This window comes from Mycolicibacterium sphagni (assembly GCF_002250655.1).
Classification (GTDB): domain Bacteria; phylum Actinomycetota; class Actinomycetes; order Mycobacteriales; family Mycobacteriaceae; genus Mycobacterium; species Mycobacterium sphagni.
In genome coordinates, this window is record NZ_NOZR01000021.1 from 56,140 (window position 1) to 71,612 (window position 15,473).

At 63.9% G+C, this 15,473-nt stretch carries 14 protein-coding genes and 1 riboswitch; of the genes, 9 read left to right on the top strand and 5 right to left on the bottom strand.

All coding sequences use genetic code 11. The annotated features are described in order from the left end of the window. Positions 1 to 98: 98 nt before the first annotated feature. Entirely contained in the window at positions 99 to 569 is a 471-nt protein-coding gene (locus tag CG716_RS21780) for a hypothetical protein (protein ID WP_094483189.1), read from the top strand. A gap of 144 nt (positions 570 to 713) precedes the next feature. On the opposite strand, the gene CG716_RS21785 is transcribed toward CG716_RS21780, so the two are convergent. Beyond that, the gene (locus CG716_RS21785) at positions 714 to 1,538 is read right to left on the bottom strand and encodes a polysaccharide deacetylase family protein (protein WP_165774243.1); all 825 of its coding nucleotides are present in this window, start codon (positions 1,536 to 1,538) and stop codon (positions 714 to 716) included. A gap of 218 nt (positions 1,539 to 1,756) precedes the next feature. Here CG716_RS21785 and CG716_RS21790 point away from each other — a divergent pair, with 218 nt between their 5' ends. Next, on the top strand, positions 1,757 to 2,680 hold the full coding sequence (locus CG716_RS21790; RefSeq protein ID WP_094483258.1) for a TIGR03564 family F420-dependent LLM class oxidoreductase: 924 nt from the start codon (positions 1,757 to 1,759) through the stop codon (positions 2,678 to 2,680). On the opposite strand, the gene CG716_RS21795 is transcribed toward CG716_RS21790, so the two are convergent. Next, positions 2,677 to 3,585 carry a helix-turn-helix domain-containing protein gene (locus CG716_RS21795; protein WP_094483191.1) on the bottom strand — a complete coding sequence of 303 codons (909 nt, stop codon included), beginning with the start codon at positions 3,583 to 3,585 and terminating at the stop codon, positions 2,677 to 2,679. The two genes, CG716_RS21790 and CG716_RS21795, sit on opposite strands and share 4 nt — an antisense overlap. A 180-nt stretch (positions 3,586 to 3,765) precedes the next feature. On the opposite strand from CG716_RS21795, the gene CG716_RS21800 reads away from it, so the two are divergent. Then, positions 3,766 to 4,506: a 3-oxoacyl-ACP reductase family protein gene (locus tag CG716_RS21800; protein WP_094483192.1), complete on the top strand. Its 741-nt coding sequence runs from the start codon at positions 3,766 to 3,768 to the stop codon at positions 4,504 to 4,506. 624 nt (positions 4,507 to 5,130) lie between these two features. After that, positions 5,131 to 5,898, top strand: a complete 768-nt coding sequence (locus CG716_RS21810; protein WP_094483194.1) for a cutinase family protein — start codon at positions 5,131 to 5,133, stop codon at positions 5,896 to 5,898. Positions 5,899 to 5,904: 6 nt separating this feature from the next. On the opposite strand, the gene CG716_RS21815 is transcribed toward CG716_RS21810, so the two are convergent. Beyond that, positions 5,905 to 6,471 carry an HD domain-containing protein gene (locus CG716_RS21815; RefSeq protein WP_094483195.1) on the bottom strand — a complete coding sequence of 189 codons (567 nt, stop codon included), beginning with the start codon at positions 6,469 to 6,471 and terminating at the stop codon, positions 5,905 to 5,907. Positions 6,472 to 6,596: 125 nt separating this feature from the next. Between CG716_RS21815 and CG716_RS21820 the strand changes: the two genes are divergently transcribed. The 5 genes from CG716_RS21820 (at position 6,597) to CG716_RS21840 (ending at position 12,195) form a co-directional block, all read left to right on the top strand. Next, a complete protein-coding gene (locus CG716_RS21820; RefSeq protein ID WP_094483196.1) occupies positions 6,597 to 6,908 on the top strand; it encodes a hypothetical protein in 312 nt (103 codons plus the stop codon). A 129-nt stretch (positions 6,909 to 7,037) separates the two neighbouring features. Then, positions 7,038 to 7,844, top strand: coding sequence for a lysophospholipid acyltransferase family protein (locus tag CG716_RS21825; RefSeq protein WP_094483197.1), 807 nt, complete (start codon positions 7,038 to 7,040; stop codon positions 7,842 to 7,844). A gap of 636 nt (positions 7,845 to 8,480) precedes the next feature. Continuing rightward, a riboswitch (M-box (ykoK) riboswitch) is annotated at positions 8,481 to 8,654 on the top strand. Positions 8,655 to 8,956: 302 nt separating this feature from the next. Further along, the gene (locus CG716_RS21830; protein ID WP_133066995.1) at positions 8,957 to 9,154 is read left to right on the top strand and encodes a hypothetical protein; all 198 of its coding nucleotides are present in this window, start codon (positions 8,957 to 8,959) and stop codon (positions 9,152 to 9,154) included. 147 nt (positions 9,155 to 9,301) lie between these two features. Further along, positions 9,302 to 10,570 (top strand): magnesium transporter MgtE N-terminal domain-containing protein, encoded by a 1,269-nt coding sequence (locus tag CG716_RS21835; protein ID WP_094483259.1) that lies wholly within the window; start codon positions 9,302 to 9,304, stop codon positions 10,568 to 10,570. Beyond that, complete coding sequence (locus CG716_RS21840; protein WP_094483199.1) at positions 10,567 to 12,195, top strand: Nramp family divalent metal transporter; 1,629 nt, start codon at positions 10,567 to 10,569, stop codon at positions 12,193 to 12,195. The genes CG716_RS21835 and CG716_RS21840 overlap by 4 nt, the downstream gene beginning before the upstream one ends. On the opposite strand, the gene CG716_RS21845 is transcribed toward CG716_RS21840, so the two are convergent. Both CG716_RS21845 and CG716_RS21850 read right to left on the bottom strand, forming a co-directional pair. Beyond that, complete coding sequence (locus CG716_RS21845; RefSeq protein WP_094483200.1) at positions 12,174 to 13,634, bottom strand: FtsW/RodA/SpoVE family cell cycle protein; 1,461 nt, start codon at positions 13,632 to 13,634, stop codon at positions 12,174 to 12,176. The genes CG716_RS21840 and CG716_RS21845 overlap by 22 nt on opposite strands. An 11-nt stretch (positions 13,635 to 13,645) precedes the next feature. After that, positions 13,646 to 14,884, bottom strand: a complete 1,239-nt coding sequence (locus CG716_RS21850; RefSeq protein ID WP_420093214.1) for a DUF7373 family lipoprotein — start codon at positions 14,882 to 14,884, stop codon at positions 13,646 to 13,648. Between the last annotated feature and the right edge of the window lie 589 nt (positions 14,885 to 15,473).

Below are 15,473 nucleotides of genomic sequence, written 5' to 3' on the forward strand. Positions count from 1 at the left end.
GTACTCAGGTAATTCGGGTCGCGTTCCCTGATCCGAAACGGGCGGTAGCTATAGTCCCTCAGCTACCGCCCGTTTTTGCGACAGCAGGGAGACCGCTCATGAACCGCACCGCCCGCCGGCTCGGCGCCGCCGTCGTACTCGCAGGCGTTGCCGCCGTGAGCCTGCCGGGCTGCTCGCCGTCCGGGTCGTCCACGAGCGCGTCCTCCACCACGACGACGGCGACGACGAACGCACCGGCGTCCTCGGCGACGGCGCCGGTAGCCGACTGCACCAAGGCGGGTCTGGCTGACGCCGCCACCAAAGCCGTTCAGGCGGTGGCCAAGGACAATCTCTACCGGATCGACGACGTGAAGTGCGCCGACGCTTGGGCGGTGACCAGTGGGTTGTGGTCCAGCAAGGCCAATCCCGACATGGGCGCACCCAGCACACTGGTGTTCCAGCAACAGGGCACCCAGTGGGTCGGCCAGGACAAGCAGAAGGTCTGTGGCACAAACGCATCGACCACGCCGGCGCCCGCAGACGCCAAGATTCCCGCCGCGCTCTACGAATTCGGCTGTCTCACCGGATAACCGGGCCCCATTTGCCACAGCGCGGGCGGACTTCGATCAGACTGTGGACAACAGTCAGTGGTCCCAGTCGACGCCGGATGGGAACGCACCCAGCTCTGCCCTGATTTCCCGCATCCACGCGGGCAGCAGGCCGTACGGCGCCCGTCAGCGGGCAGGCAGGAACACGTCGTTCAGGGTGACGGTCCGCAGGCTGCGCGCGCGGATGATGTCGACGAGCTGTCCGTAGACATGAGTCACCGGCAGGTGGTTGAGGTGGCCCAGGACGATCATCTGGGGCGTGAAGTATTGGTCGGCCATCTTGACGATGTAGTCCTCGGTGATCACCGTGGAGTCGGCCAACGATCCCGACCACAGTGTCGGAACGGTGTAGCCCAGGTCGGCCGCGACGGCAGCCACCGTCGAATTGTGCCTGCCGTACGGCGGCCGGAAGTAGGGCGCGGCATCGACCCCGTAGGTGTTCTTCACGAAGTGATCGTTGCGGGCCAGTTCGTCGCGGATGGTCGACGTCGACACCTTGGTGAGGTCGGGATGCGACCACGTGTGGTTGCCGAGCTGGATCTGCCCTGAATCGACCAGCGGACGCAGTTGGTCGCGGTTGTCGGTCCAGGAGCGGTACACGCCGTTGAGGAAGAACGTCAGTCGAACACCGGTGTCGCGCGAGAACCGGATGTAGAGCGCCACCACCTCGCTGCTCACGCCGTCATCGACGGTGAGAGCCATCGTGTTGCCGTGCGCCGGCAGCTGGCTCAGCACACCCCCGCCGGGTAGGCGCACGCGTTGGCTGCGGTCGGGAGGCGGCAGCAGAGCCGGCGTCGGTGTCGCGGCTGCCAGCACGGGGGAAGGCGACGGTGGGGCCGGAGAGATGCCGGCGAATGGGCGCACCGGCCGGTCATAGATCCAGTCTGCTGCGGTGAGAGTTCCGCCGGCCACCACGGTCGCGGCGAGCAACAACAACCGACGCCGGCTCACGTCGCCCATGCTCATCGCCCTCGTCATGGCCTTTCTGCGCCGCACGTGGCGTGCGGTGGCGGCGTGCACGCTAGCAGGCCAAGGCAAACATCTGCGGGTTCTCTTGCCGCGTGACGTTCAGACCAGCAGCTGGCTGCGCAAAAATCACCGGGAACCAAAGGCAAGATGCATGCTGGGGATAAGTTGGGCGGCAGTGAACGCAAAGGAGCGTGGTGGTCATGCAGGTCTCTATGTTCGGGCAACTGAGCGGATCGGGCTTTGAGTCACCGATCGACGCGACGATCGCCAACCTCGCGATGTTGCGCGACGAGGGCTTCAAACGGGTATGGATGAGCCAATTGCCTTACGAGCCAGACCTTCTCACGGTGTTGGCGATCGCATTACATGAGGTCGACACGATCGAGGTGGCCAGCGCGGTAGTACCCATCCAGAACCTGCATCCGATGCTGATGGCGCAGCGCGCACTCACACTGAGCCTCGCCTCCGGTGGCCGGTTCATTCTCGGACTGGGTATGACGCATCAGGCGGTGACGGAGGGCATGTGGGGCATTCCGTGGGACAAGCCGGTGCGCCGGCTGAACGAATACCTCGACGGACTGCTGCCGCTGCTGGCCGGTGAACCCGTCAATGCGGCGGGGGAGACGGCCACCACGCGCGGAGCACTGATGATCCCTGGGGCGCCGGCGCCCCAGGTCTACATCGCGGCACTGGGTCCGCAATTGCTCAGGATCGCGGGCCGCCGTACGGCGGGCACCTGCACGTGGATGACCGGACCGAAAACGCTCGCAGAGCACGTGGGACCAGCGCTGCGGCAGGCGGCAGCCGACGCCGGACGGGAGGGCGCCGTGCGCGTTGCGGCGTCACTGCCGATCAGCGTCACCGACGATGTCGACGCCGCACGAAAGCAGGCGGCCGAGCAGTTCGCCATGTACGGACAGTTGCCGTCGTACCGCGCAATGCTCGATCGCGAGGGCTATGCGGGGCCGGAGGATGCCGCCATCATCGGCGACGAGGACACCGTCCGGGGACGCCTCGACGAGCTGCGAGATGCGGGTGTCGACGAGTATGTGGCCGCGCCGTTCGATCCATCCCCCGAGGGCCGGTCCCGCACACGGACGTTGCTCCGAGCGTACGACTCCTAGGCGAGCGCTGCCCTGCGCCATCGTCCCGGACTCATCCCGGTCGAGGCGGCGAAACTTCGCGTGAAATGGCTCTGGTCGCAGAAGCCACACGTCAAGGCGATTTCGGCGAGCGAGACCTCGTCGTCACGGAGGAGAGCTTTCGCCCGCTCGATCCGCTGACGGATCAGCCATCGGTGCGGTGCCTCGCCGACGCTGGCACGAAAAGCCCTGCTGAACCGTGAGGGAGACAATCCGCACTCCCGCGCGATATCTGCGAGCCGAATGCTTCCCGAAAGGTCGCTCACCAGAAGCTCTTTAGCGCGTTGCGTCTGCCGCCGCGTGAGTCCATGGATGGTCGGAGCCTGCGAGCGAGCCAGCCCACCATAGGTGGAGGCGACGTGATGCCCAACCGCCAGCATGAGGTGGTCGATGACGACCTGACTCACGCGGGCGGGCGCCGTGAACAGCGGAAGCAGTGCCTCAGCCATGCTGCGCAGGAACCTGTCCGCATGGCTGACGCCTGGCTGATAACGGAGCTCCTGAATCCGCGGAACCTCGGCGTCATCGGCGAGTGTATGAAGAGCGCTTGTCGGCAGGTAGAAGTGAACCGAATGGAACGCGCTGTTGAGGTGGAACGTGGGCTTGCGCTTGACGTCGTAGATGATGGTGTCGCCAGGGCGCAGGGTGGAAACCGGTGCGGCTCTGCCATTCTCCCAGTATTCGTAGCGCTCGAACAGTTGGAAGTGCACGCCAAGCACGAAGGCATCCTCTTCCGCGGGCGGCGTGGACAGAACAAACTCTGGTTCGTCGTAGCGCAATTCGGTCACCGCGAGGGTGGACTTGGGCAGCGCTTGCGATGCGAACGAACTCGCTTGCGCCTTCAATCGCCTGCCGAATGCGTCGCCGTAGCTGTCGCTGTTTGACATCCGCAACCTTCAGGTTCCCTGGGAACTGTTCCCGCCTGGCGCCGTTGATGCGCTCGCCGGCAGTTTTGTCCAAATCCTAGTCGTTTCGTAAAAGACCGCACGGGGACCGCAGGAGATATTCGATCCGTGCCAGCCTGTCGCTGTGCGCGACTCATCGCTGCTACCTCGAAAGTGCCTGCTATGTCTGATCTCAACGGCAAGGTAGCCCTCGTCACGGGAGCCTCCCGCGGCATCGGCGCCGCTATTGCCAAGCGTCTCGCCTCTGACGGCGCCACCGTGGCGATCACCTATTCCAAGGGGGCCGAGGGCGCCGCTCGCGTCGTAAACGACATCGAGTCGGGTGGAGGCACTGCCATCGCAATCCAGGCCGACGCAACCGATGCCGCCGCCGTGCGGGCGGCGGTGGAGACCATCATCTCGGCCTTCGGGAAGCTCGACATTCTGGTCAACAACGCCGGCACTGCGATTCCGAAACCGTTCGAGGAAGCCACGCTGGAGGAACTCGACAGGGTCATCGATGTGAACGTGCGCGGCGTGTTCATCGCGACGCAAGCCGCGCTCAAACATCTCTCGCAGGGCGGCCGGATCATCTCGATCGGATCGTGCGTCGGCGAGAGAATGATGACTCCCGGCCTGGTGGCGTATTCGGCGACAAAGGGAGCGGTCAAAATGTTCACCCAAGGGCTGGCCCGTGAAGTGGGCCCGCGCGGCATCACCGTGAACAACATCCAGCCAGGTCCCATCGACACGGACCTCAATCCGGCGTCGGACGAGTGGGCCGAACCACAGCTCGCGGCGACAGCCCTCCAGCGCTACGGGCATGTCGACGACATTGCGCCGTTGGTCAGCTTCATCGCGGGACCCGAGTCGAGCTACATCACAGGCGCGAACCTCACCGTGGACGGCGGCACCAACGCCTGACGGCGCCGGTCCGCGTCCAGGTTCCCGGAGTCATCTACCCCGGAAGGTTGACCGTCCGGCAGGGACCGTTGGGAACACAAGCGACTCCGCCGCCGGGGCCGGCAACAGCCCAGGGCCCACCGGGGACTCCGGCAGAAACCTGGCCATTGGAGCCGGCTTGGGCTCCCGGTCCACCGGGGACCTCCGCTCCGGCTCCCTGGGGGCCTGCGGAGGGACTGCACGGCGTGCCATCCGGGTTGTAACAGCCCGGTGCAGGATCGGCAAAAGCCTTGGGTGCGGCTGCAATTCCAGCGGCAGCAACACTCGCCGACAGAACTGGTGTGAGCTTCGAGAGCATTGCTTTCAGGCAGATCGACTACCCCCGCCCGCCCAGTGGATTGTTAAACCGACCTAAGTGAATCTCTTTGCGCCCAATTGTGTACTCCCACAAGCTCTTCACTGATCGGCGGGTCGACGTGGGTGTCGATCAGGGCAAGGCTCACGCCGTGCGCGATACTGCGACGAAGCCCGAAACTCAATCAAACGGCTGCGAAAACAATTCCCGTCGACCGCGTTTTCCGCCGGTGAGATAGATCACTTGACATTGGTGGAATCGCAGGTAGGGAAGTCCAGCTTGTAGCTGGTATGAGCACATCACTGCTGGGCCGCACCACCCAAGCCGCATTCACCGCATTGGCCGCGGTGGGTATCGCCGCAGGCTTGGCCACCGGCCCCGCCGGAGTCGCGAACGCCGCCCAGGATTCCTGCGCCGCGGTCGAGGTCGTGTTTGCGCGCGGCACCTTCGAGGCACCCGGCGTAGGCGCGACTGGGCAAGCGTTCGTCGACGCCTTGAGCGCGCGACTCCCGGGCAAGACGGTCGATTCCTACGGGGTCAACTACCCGGCGTCATTGAACTTCGGGCAGGCGGTGGACGGCGTTGCGGACGCCGCCAACAAGATTGAGTCGGTCGCGGCACAATGTCCCGCGACCAAGATCGTGATCGGCGGCTATTCGCAAGGGGCAGCGGTTGCCGGGTACACGACCGCGAGCGCCGTGCCGGCCGGGTTTACATTGCCCGCTGGGATCTCCGGCCCGATGCCCGCATCCGTCGCCTCCCATGTCGCTGCCGTCGCGCTATTCGGAACCCCGGACGACTGGTTCCTGGGCTTGGCCGATCGCAGTGCGCCGCCGATCAGCATCGGCGATCTGTACGCCGGCAAGACGATCCAGCTGTGCGCGACGGGCGACCCGGTTTGCTACCCAGGTGGACTTGATCGCTCCGCCCACAGCTCGTACAAAACCAACGGTATGGCCGACCAGGCAGCCGATTTCGTAGCCGGCAAGCTCGCTGGCTCGGCACCCGCGACCGCGGTGCTGGTGCAGACCGCCGCGCAGGTTGATCCCGGCAACTGATCGCCGTTACGCAAGGACCCAGGGGTCGCGGGAGAAGATCTCTTCGACCATCGGGTGGAAGAATTCCAGCGGCCGGTGCACGAAGTGCGCATCGAAGCAGTTCTGGTCGTACTTCTCGCAGAACTCGACGGCATCGTCGAACCACGCATGGCCGCGATACCGCTCCCGGGCATCCCGAACCCCGCCCATGTAGGGCGCGTAGTAGTACTGCTGAAACTCGGGGTGCACCTTCACAATCCACGCCATACGTTCCGACACATACGGTGCGATCACCGCTGCCGCGAACGCCCCGTGTGCGTGGGGCGCGTACGTGTCGCCGATGTCATGAAGAAGTGCGGCGACGATGTACTCGGTCGCGCGGCCGTCGTCGTGCGCTCGGGTTGCCGCCTGCAGTGAGTGCTCCAGCCGGCTGACCGGGTATGCCTGCTCACCATCGGCGAGGGCTTCGACGAGTTTGAGGACACGGGGGACCAGTCCCGCGTTGTTGGCGGCCTCTGCCCGATCGATGAGCGCATAGTCTGCGGCGGTGCCCTCGGCCATGGTGCGGTAGGTCGCCCGTGTTTGCGTGCCCATCGCCGACTCCTCCCGATATGTTCCCGGCCCAAGGTAGTCGGGGGTTGTTTCGGCTGCGTATCGGCAAGGGACCGGACGAGCCTCCCGTCGGTTTGAGAATTTCCCGGACTGGGCAGGCTGAGGTCATGGTGAAACTCATCCGTCGTTCAACAATCCTGACGGCCGCGTTCGCCCCCATCGCCGCTCTGTCTCTTGTGGCGCCCGCACCCGGTTCGGCGGACCCGCTCAATTGCCAGAACGGCGAGTGGTGGGACCCAGTCACCAACGTGTGCCAACCGCCGGTATCGCCGGTGCCCTTGGGCTGCACGAACGGTAACTGGTGGGACCCGGTCAGCAACTCCTGCAAGCCGCCGCTGGCGCCGTTCCCGCCGAACTGCGGGGACGGGCAGTACTGGAACCCTGCGTCCAATGCCTGCCGGCCGCTGGGCCAGGTCTAGCTAGAGCTACCCGCTCGACCTGCGGATATGGTATTCTCGTTTTTAGATAATCTCATATCCGCTGGGTGCGGGTGGCCAACGGGGAGGCGGCCGCCAGCGGGAACGGCACAAGACCGTCCAGGGGAAGCTATGAGCGACGACACTGTTGATCTCGACGAGACTGCCAAATGGGACCCTGCACTGACCGCGCAGGTGAGCAATGTGGTGTCACCGATCGTCCGGCGATATTTTCGCGCCGAGGTGCGCGGCATCGACAACATGCCGGCCGTCGGCGGCGCCTTGGTTGTGTCCAACCATTCCGGCGGCATGCTGACGCCCGACGTGCTCATATTCGCCCCGGAGTACTACCGCCGTTTCGGCTACGACCGCCCGCTCTACACCTTGGCTCACTACGGGGTGTTACTAGGACCGTTGGGCGGCTGGTTTCGGCGCCTGGGCGTCATCGAAGCCAGCCGGGAGAACGCCGCCACGGCACTGCATTCCGGTGCCGCCGTGTTGGTGTTTCCCGGCGGCGACTACGACGCTTACCGACCGACGTTCACGCAGAACAAGATCGACTTCAACGGCCGCACCGGCTATGTCCGCACCGCATTGGAGACGGGGGTGCCGTTGGTCCCGACCGTGTCGATCGGGGCCCAGGAAACCCAGCTGTTCCTCACGCGGGGCAACTGGTTGGCCAAACGCCTGGGACTGACCAAGGCGCGCCTGGACATCTTGCCAGTGAGCGTAGGTTTTCCGTTCGGCTTGAGCGTTATCGCGCCGCCGAACCTGCCACTGCCGGCGAAGATCGTCACTGAGGTGCTCGAGCCCATCGACATCGTCGCCCAGTTCGGGCCCGATCCCGACGTCGCCGAGGTCGACGCACATGTGCGATCGGTGATGGGTGACGCGCTCAAACGGCTTGCGCGCCAACGGCGCCTACCGATCCTGGGCTAGCCGATGACGGTGAAGATCGGCGACCCCGCCGTTATTGCCGCGCTGGCGCGGCCCGGCCACATGTGCTCAGTGCGATGAGTTTTCGGCCGTACCGGCCGCCCCGAGCCCGGTTCCCTGGCCGCGGGACTCGGGTGCATTGCCTTGGATCTGCGCACGCCTTCCGTGGCGATACTCACAGCCAACGCCAACTGGGATTTGTTGCAGCACTTTGCGAACCGGGCCAAGCACTGCTCACGATGCTGTGAACCGTCTGGCAATGCCCTATCCCTGCATCGACGTCGCGAAGGCGGGGTTTTCGCTGGCATCGTTCATCGACTTGACGGCATCACTGGCGAACAACGCGCTCCTCGCCGAAAACCATTGCAGTCCTTGCAAATCAGGGCACAGGGGAGAAGGCGCCACGGGTGCGGCCGAATAGCCGGAATGCACATATGACCTCCCCGTCGGGTGAGAGCGATCGGCGTCAACGCGATGCATCGAGGTGACGCGAACACAACCTCCCGACTCTTCACAGCGATCTAGCAGTCGCGTCAATGGGTCAAGCCCTTACAGCTATGCACCGACGCGGCGAAACTCCTTATCCCACGTTAGTTCTCACTTGACTTATCTCGATATCGGGTTCACTATAGGTCCCGGTTAGCACCTTGCTAGGTGAGGCTCCTATGTGAACACAGGCCACTGATCTGACGACGTCGAGAGACGCCTAAGGTTAGGACAGATCTTCCCGGATTAAGGGATGATCCAAAGTGGCTCCCCGCGGCAGCGGGGTTACGTCCCATAGTGCCGAAGCCCTGACGAGAGGGGTGCCCCGTCGGCAATGTGCGCCGGCGAACCTCCCTCTCGTTACTTTGGTGCTGCGATGGAACAGGCGCGCCACGCGTCGCGACCGTGAAGGAGGTGACGGACAACCAGATGAGTCCCAGCGATAGTCCCTATGCCCATCTGAATCCAACGTTGTTCCCGATCTCGCCACGGCGTGGCGATCACTGAATCCCTGACACCCCGCATCTGAACAACGCTGGCCGCAAATCTGCGATTAGCTCAGTGATGTTGAGGCGCAGTATCATTCGGTTGATTTACGTCGCGGTCTGCAGCCACTCGAGGAGTCCGTGATGACCATCACCCAGCCCGGCGCCGCTGCGCCCCGTATCGCCGCGACCGCCAGGATCCGCCTCGCATTGCGGCAATTCGCCGTTCGGAGTCGCCCCACCGCCCAGGAGCGGGCCATCCTCTACACCGCCGCTCCGCGGCCCGCAGTGTTCACGGCCGCGCTGGGTGGGCACCCGCAGTCACCCACCACGAGGTGGTGAACAGGCATCCGCTGTTCACCCTGATGTCGACCGCTGTCCCTATTCTTCGGCCCTCCCCGCGCTTGCGCGCGGCACTGAATCAAAGGAGTCCTTGTGAGCAAGAAAACCCCCCGCGACGGCGATGCCGGCACCAACGGCGCACCGGTCATCCACCTCTCCGAGCTGCTGAAAGCGCCGGTGGTGTCGCGATCTGGCGAGCCTGTCGGCAAGGTCGACGATGTCATCGTCCGGCTCGGTGATGGCGAGGAGTATCCGTCCGTGACAGGCCTTGTGGTCGGTGTCGGTGGTCGGCAGGTGTTCGTATCCGCCGACAATGTGCGATCGCTGGCTGAGCACCAGGTGGACCTGACGAAGAACAAGGTCGATCTGCGCTCGTTTGGTCGCCGCGACGGTGAATACCTGCTCAAGGCCGACGTGCTTGATCACCGATTCATCGACGTGCCGAACGCGGAACTGGTGCATGCCTACGACATTGAGCTGGAAGACACCGGCAGAGGCTGGGTGTTGGCCCGGCTGGACACACGTCGTCCGGCCCGACTTTTCGGTCTGATCAAGTCCGGCGGCGGGCACGCCGGCCGGGACTGGAAGGCATTCGAACCATTGATAGGGCACAACCAGTCCATGTTGCTTCGTCGTGTCGGTGGTCGGGTGCACACCCTAAGGCCCGCCCAGATTGCCGACCTTCTCGAAGATGCGACGAAGGCCGAAGGCGGGGAGATTCTCGAGCGGGTGCGCTCCAACCCAGAGTTGGAAGCAGATGTGTTCGAAGAATTGGACCCTGACAAGGCCAGCAAGTTGTTCGACGACATGTCGGACAACGACGTCGCCGCTGTGCTGAGTCGCATGCGCGCCGACGACGCCGCCGATGCCGTGTTCGATCTGCGCCAATCACGGCGTCGTGTGGTCCTGAATCTGCTGCCGGCGCCCCAGCGCACCAAGGTCACCACCCTGATGAGTTTCAACCGCGACTCCGCGGGCGGCCTGATGAATATCGACATCGTCACCTGCCAACTAGAAAGCACTGCCGCGCAGGCACTCTCGATCATCTCCGCGGCACGGACGCTGCAGCCGGAAGCACTGCTGAAGATGCATGTGCTCAACCCGAGCGGCCAGCTAGCAGGTGTCGTGTCAGTGATCGTGCTGCTTCAGGCGGACCCGGCCGCCAGCGTCACCGAATTGATGGACGCCGACCCGGTGCGGGTTGCGCCGAACGCCGACCTGACCGACATCGCGTTACTAATGTCGGATTTCAATCTGGCGACGGTGCCAGTGGTCGACGATCGGGACATGGTGCTGGGCGTCGTGACCTACGACGACGTTCTCGAAGCGCTGATCCCCGAGGACTGGCGACGCCGCGAACCCGCGCCCCGCCCCATCCGCGACATCGGAACCGCGTCCGACGGGACGCAGCCATGACCGATGAGCGGCAAAAGCAGCAAAGCGCGGTTCTGGATTCGGCGCACCTTGGCGATATCGAGGGTGCGTTCGGCCGCATCAGCATCAGCGACTCCGATACCGGCTCCACTCTAAAGACCCGGCTGCTCACACTGCTGGCGATCGTTGGCCCGGGCATCATCGTGATGGTCGGCGACAATGATGCCGGCGGCGTGGCCACCTACGCCCAAGCCGGGCAGAGCTACGGCTACAGCCTGCTGTGGACGTTGTTGTTGTTGATTCCGGTGCTGATCGTGAATCAGGAGATGGTTGTGCGCCTCGGCGCCGTCACGGGCGTCGGGCATGCGCGGCTGATCAACGAACGGTTTGGGCGCGGTTGGGGTTGGTTTTCGGTGGGGGACCTGTTCCTGTTGAACTTCCTGACCCTCGTCACCGAGTTCATCGGAATCGCTTTGGCGGCGGACTACTTCAACGTATCGAAGTACATTGTGGTGCCCACCGCCGCTGTCGCGTTGATCGCGATCATGGCCAGTGGCAGTTTCCGACGGTGGGAACGGGCCATGTTCGTGTTCATCGCGATCACCGTGCTGCAACTGCCAATGCTGTTGATGGCTCAGCCTCGGTGGGGAGAAGCCGCCAGATCGTTTGTGACACCGAGTATTTCCGGCGGCGTGACGTCAGATGCGGTGCTGTTGATCATCGCGATCGTGGGCACCACGGTGGCGCCGTGGCAGCTGTTCTTTCAGCAATCCAACATCGTGGACAAGCGCATTACTCCGCGGTTCATCGGATACGAACGCGCCGACACCGTAATCGGGGCCTTCGTCGTCGTCATCGGCGCCGCAGCTCTGGTGATGGTGGGCGACTTCGCCGCGCGGGTATCGGGCAAGACCGACTTCATCGACGCCGGCGACGTCGCTCATCTGTTGGGCGCACACAGCCATGCACTCGGTTCGATCTTCGCGATCGTGCTGATCGACGCCTCCATCGTCGGGGCCGCGGCAGTCACTCTCGCGACGAGTTACGCATTCGGCGATGTGTTCGGGCTGAAGCACTCCCTGCACCGCGGATTCAAAGACGCCAAGGCGTTTTATGTGTCCTACTGCGCCATGATCGCGCTGGCGGCGGCGATTGTGCTCATCCCAGGGGCGCCGCTGGGGTTGATCACCACCGCTGTGCAAGCACTCGCGGGATTGTTACTGCCCAGCGCCACCGTATTCCTGCTGCTGTTGTGCAACGATCGGGAAGTACTGGGGCCCTGGGTGAATCGTCCCTGGCTGAATGCCGTTGCCGCGCTTATCGTCGGGGTACTGCTGCTGTTGTCTGGAATATTGATGGCGACCACGCTGTTCAGCAATCTCGACGTGGTCGCGGTGACCGAGTATCTTGCCGGTGGTTTGGTAGCGGGTGCCGCGATCGGAATGGTCGCACTGCGCTGGCTGTCGCGTCGTCAACCAGCGACCGCGCAAACGAAACCGGTGGTCACTCGACCCCGCGAAACATGGCGGATGCCACCCTTGGCGTTGTTGGAGCCGGTCCGATGGAACGCAGGAACCCGACTTGGCATGATTGCCCTGCGCGGCTATCTGGTCATTGGGGCAATCCTGTTAGTAGTCAAAGCAATTCAGCTTGGGCGTGGCGCCTGAGCCGGCGCCCAGGCCGCGATGACTTCAGTCCGGGCCTCGGCGAGCGCTGGTCCCGGAGCGCGAGGGGATCGTACGGGCCGGCGTGCGGCATCAGAGACACGCAACACGATCGCCAGGAGCACATAGTTGGCCACCAGTGACGATCCGCCGTAGGACAGCCACGGTGTGGTCAAACCGGTCTGGGGCAGCAGATTGGTGACGCCGCCGACGGTGAGGAAGACCTGTAGTCCAAGTGTGGTTGCCAGACCGGCGCTGAGTAGCTTGCCGAAGCTGTCCCGAACAGCGATAGCAGTACGCAGTCCGCGCAGTGTGAGGATGCCGTACAACAACACCACTGCGGACAAGCCGACGAGGCCGAGTTCCTCACCAAAGGCAGCCGTGATGAAGTCGGATGACGCGACCGGGATGAGTTCGGGTTGGCCCTGGCCCAAGCCCGTGCCCATCAGTCCGCCGGTGGCGAAGCTGAACATCGACTGGACCATCTGATAGCCAGTGTTATCGGGGTCCGCGAACGGATCTACCCAGTTATGCACTCTGATCTGGACGTGGCGGAATATGTGATAGGCCACAACGCTGGCGGCGGCGAACACCCCAATCCCGATCAGAACCCAGCCCACCCGCGCGGTAGCGATGTAAACCATGGTGAGGAACGTCAGATAGACCAGCAGCGCTGCACCCAGGTCGGTCTCGAAAACCATCACGATCATGGCGATGATCAACGCCGCGGCCAGCGGTGCCAGATCCCGCGGTCTGGGCAAGTTCAGGAATGCCGCTCTGGTGCCCGCGTATTCGAACAGGTCGCGTTTGGCTACCAGGACGGCGCTCATGAAGATGATCAGCAAGATCTTTGCAAACTCGGCCGGCTCGATCGACAGGCCCCACAGCCGAATCCACAACTTGGCGCCGTTCTGCTCGGCGACCGCCGCGGGCAAGACAGCCGGTATCGCCAGTAGTAGCAGGCCGGCGCTACCGCAAAGATAGCCGTAGCGGGCGAATATCTGGTGGTCACGAACCGCGATCAGTACGCCGCAGAATGCGCCGATCCCGACTACAGTCCACATCAGTTGCGCCAAGCCGGGATTGAGCAGTGTCGTGTCCTCTTGGCTAACGCCGAGCCGGTAGATCATCACCAGCCCCAGGCCATTGAGCAGCGCGGCGACTGGAAGCAGCACCGGGTCGGCGTCGGGTGCGAACCGCCTCACTGTGCCGTGGGCGCACAGCAACGCCGCGGCCAAAACGACGATCGCCCCCACCGCAGGACGGCCGGGGCTCTGCAAGGTTGAGGTGACGATAGTCAGGCCTGCAGCCGTCACTGCGATTGCATAACCCAGAAGTGCCAGTTCAGATCGGCGTGCTCGAGCGGGAGCGTTGCCGAGTTCGCCGACGGCATCCTGCCGCCGAAACGTCGCACGATCGCCACGCGTCCAGAGAAAATCCATGATCCGTTCGGCTATCGCGCGAGCAGCATCTTGTACTGGGCGGCCGTCTGCTCGCGCGCGCCAGTTGGGTCGGCACTATGAACCTCGAATGCGAAGGTGTCGACGGAAGCAAAGCAATAGTATTCCGATGTAGTTGCAGCAGCCGGGCTTTCGCCTTGGATGCAGCGGCTGGCAGGCATGAAATCCACCCCGTTGATCGGGGCGCCTTGCTGCGTGCGCATCGCGATGTCGGCCAAATCATCAGCTAACTGGGCGGCCGCGGTCGGATCGTGCGCTTGGAAGACGGTGGTGGTGTAGTAGGACACTGCTTGAACGCCCGCGCTCGACAAGGCGCCCGCAACGTCAGGCGGGGCATCCTGAAAATGCAGTGCGCCGCGCGGCGGATACACACCGACGTTCGGGTTGGGCGGTGCCGGACGCTCTCCGGGCCACAAAGGCGGCGGCAAGGTATGCGCCAGTAGGCCGGTCGGGTCGGCGGCCAGGCTAGCGAAGTCGGCCGGGTCGGTTGGGACGAATTGGTCAATCAACGGCACCTGGAGGTCGAGGGTGCGAGCGATCAGGGCTGTTGCCGTGTCGAGATTGGGGGCGTGGGCGATCTGGCACAGCACATATGCGCCATGGGGGGTATACGAGTAGACCGTGACGGGTTGATCGGCGCCGGCGTCCAACGACGAGCTGACAGCGGATGCCTGGGCGTCGGTGTAGCCGGGAATGAGGACGGCAGGTGCGGTCGCGTCGGTCTGCTGGCTGCGCGATGCGGCCGCCATGTCCTGGACAGCTGCTGCCGCCGACTGGGGGTCGGGGAACCGAAGCACCGCATTGACCAGTCGCCCTTGACCGCCGTCCTGCCGGTCTGAAGCGAATCCATTGATCAGGTTGTGAGCTCGCACGGCGTTGGCCACCTCTAACGGCTCGATAAGACCAACCGAGGCGGCGTCCTTCAGCGTGATCGCACGGTTGGCGCCGGGAACCACTAATGCCGGGTCAACCTGCCATGGCCCGACGACGTCGTCCGCCATCCGCCGGGCGTCGATCAGCGCTCCGACGGAAGCTGTAGCGGCGAGGCCCAGCGAAGGCAATGGTTGGGTCGGGAATGTTCCAGTGCTCAAGAGTTCAACGTCGACCGCACCGGGCCGCGGGCCACCAGGAGCTTTTACGGCAATGCCCGTTTCGTTATGCGCACAGCCGCCTATCACAACCAACATGCCAGCACCGAGCACAACGACTGCCCGTCTGCCTAACCACCACATATGTTGTTGCCTCCAGCGCCAGCGACTGATCGCGGAACCTACACCGCCATGCCGTGGTCTAGCTGTGAGAAAGCGCCGAACCCCCTCCGCGTTGGTTGTGCGAAAAATGCTGGACGGCAACGATACCCACGGCCCTACGTGAATCCGTTTAGCGCAATCGATGACAGCGATCGGCGGCGCTCGGTGCAACTCTCTGCGCCGCGTTAAGAAATCGTCAAAATCATGCGCGTGGCATGGAAATGAGTTGACGTGAACTCGCCGCGTCAGCACTATTGCGGCCGTGCGGACTTCGCGACGCCTAGCCTCTGTGCGGGTCTGAGCGACTGATCCATTTGTCTCGATTCAGCTCGTGCACATTGACTTTGGCTGACTGCATCATCGGGAAAGCGGCGAGTCGGGCGCAGATTGGTGATTCCGTATGAGCACGGGTAACCGATGGGGTCGAGCTCTGCCGGCCGCCGCGTTTGTGGTCGCACGCAAATTCATCGACGCGATGGTGGGCTAGTCAGGCCAAGAAATCCTCAGCGCCGCAGGTTTCGCCAAGCCCTGACCAGCATGCGGCCGTACGCGAACCAATCGCCAACCGCGG

Coding starts and splice junctions, on each gene's coding strand:
- CG716_RS21800 (WP_094483192.1), top strand. CDS start 3,766: ATGTCTGATCTCAACGGCAAGGTAGCCCTCGTCACGGGAGCCTCCCGC.
- CG716_RS21810 (WP_094483194.1), top strand. CDS start 5,131: ATGAGCACATCACTGCTGGGCCGCACCACCCAAGCCGCATTCACCGCA.
- CG716_RS21790 (WP_094483258.1), top strand. CDS start 1,757: ATGCAGGTCTCTATGTTCGGGCAACTGAGCGGATCGGGCTTTGAGTCA.
- CG716_RS21840 (WP_094483199.1), top strand. CDS start 10,567: ATGACCGATGAGCGGCAAAAGCAGCAAAGCGCGGTTCTGGATTCGGCG.
- CG716_RS21845 (WP_094483200.1), bottom strand. CDS start 13,634: ATGGATTTTCTCTGGACGCGTGGCGATCGTGCGACGTTTCGGCGGCAG.
- CG716_RS21830 (WP_133066995.1), top strand. CDS start 8,957: ATGACCATCACCCAGCCCGGCGCCGCTGCGCCCCGTATCGCCGCGACC.
- CG716_RS21780 (WP_094483189.1), top strand. CDS start 99: ATGAACCGCACCGCCCGCCGGCTCGGCGCCGCCGTCGTACTCGCAGGC.
- CG716_RS21795 (WP_094483191.1), bottom strand. CDS start 3,585: ATGTCAAACAGCGACAGCTACGGCGACGCATTCGGCAGGCGATTGAAG.
- CG716_RS21820 (WP_094483196.1), top strand. CDS start 6,597: ATGGTGAAACTCATCCGTCGTTCAACAATCCTGACGGCCGCGTTCGCC.
- CG716_RS21815 (WP_094483195.1), bottom strand. CDS start 6,471: ATGGGCACGCAAACACGGGCGACCTACCGCACCATGGCCGAGGGCACC.
- CG716_RS21850 (WP_420093214.1), bottom strand. CDS start 14,884: ATGTGGTGGTTAGGCAGACGGGCAGTCGTTGTGCTCGGTGCTGGCATG.
- CG716_RS21825 (WP_094483197.1), top strand. CDS start 7,038: ATGAGCGACGACACTGTTGATCTCGACGAGACTGCCAAATGGGACCCT.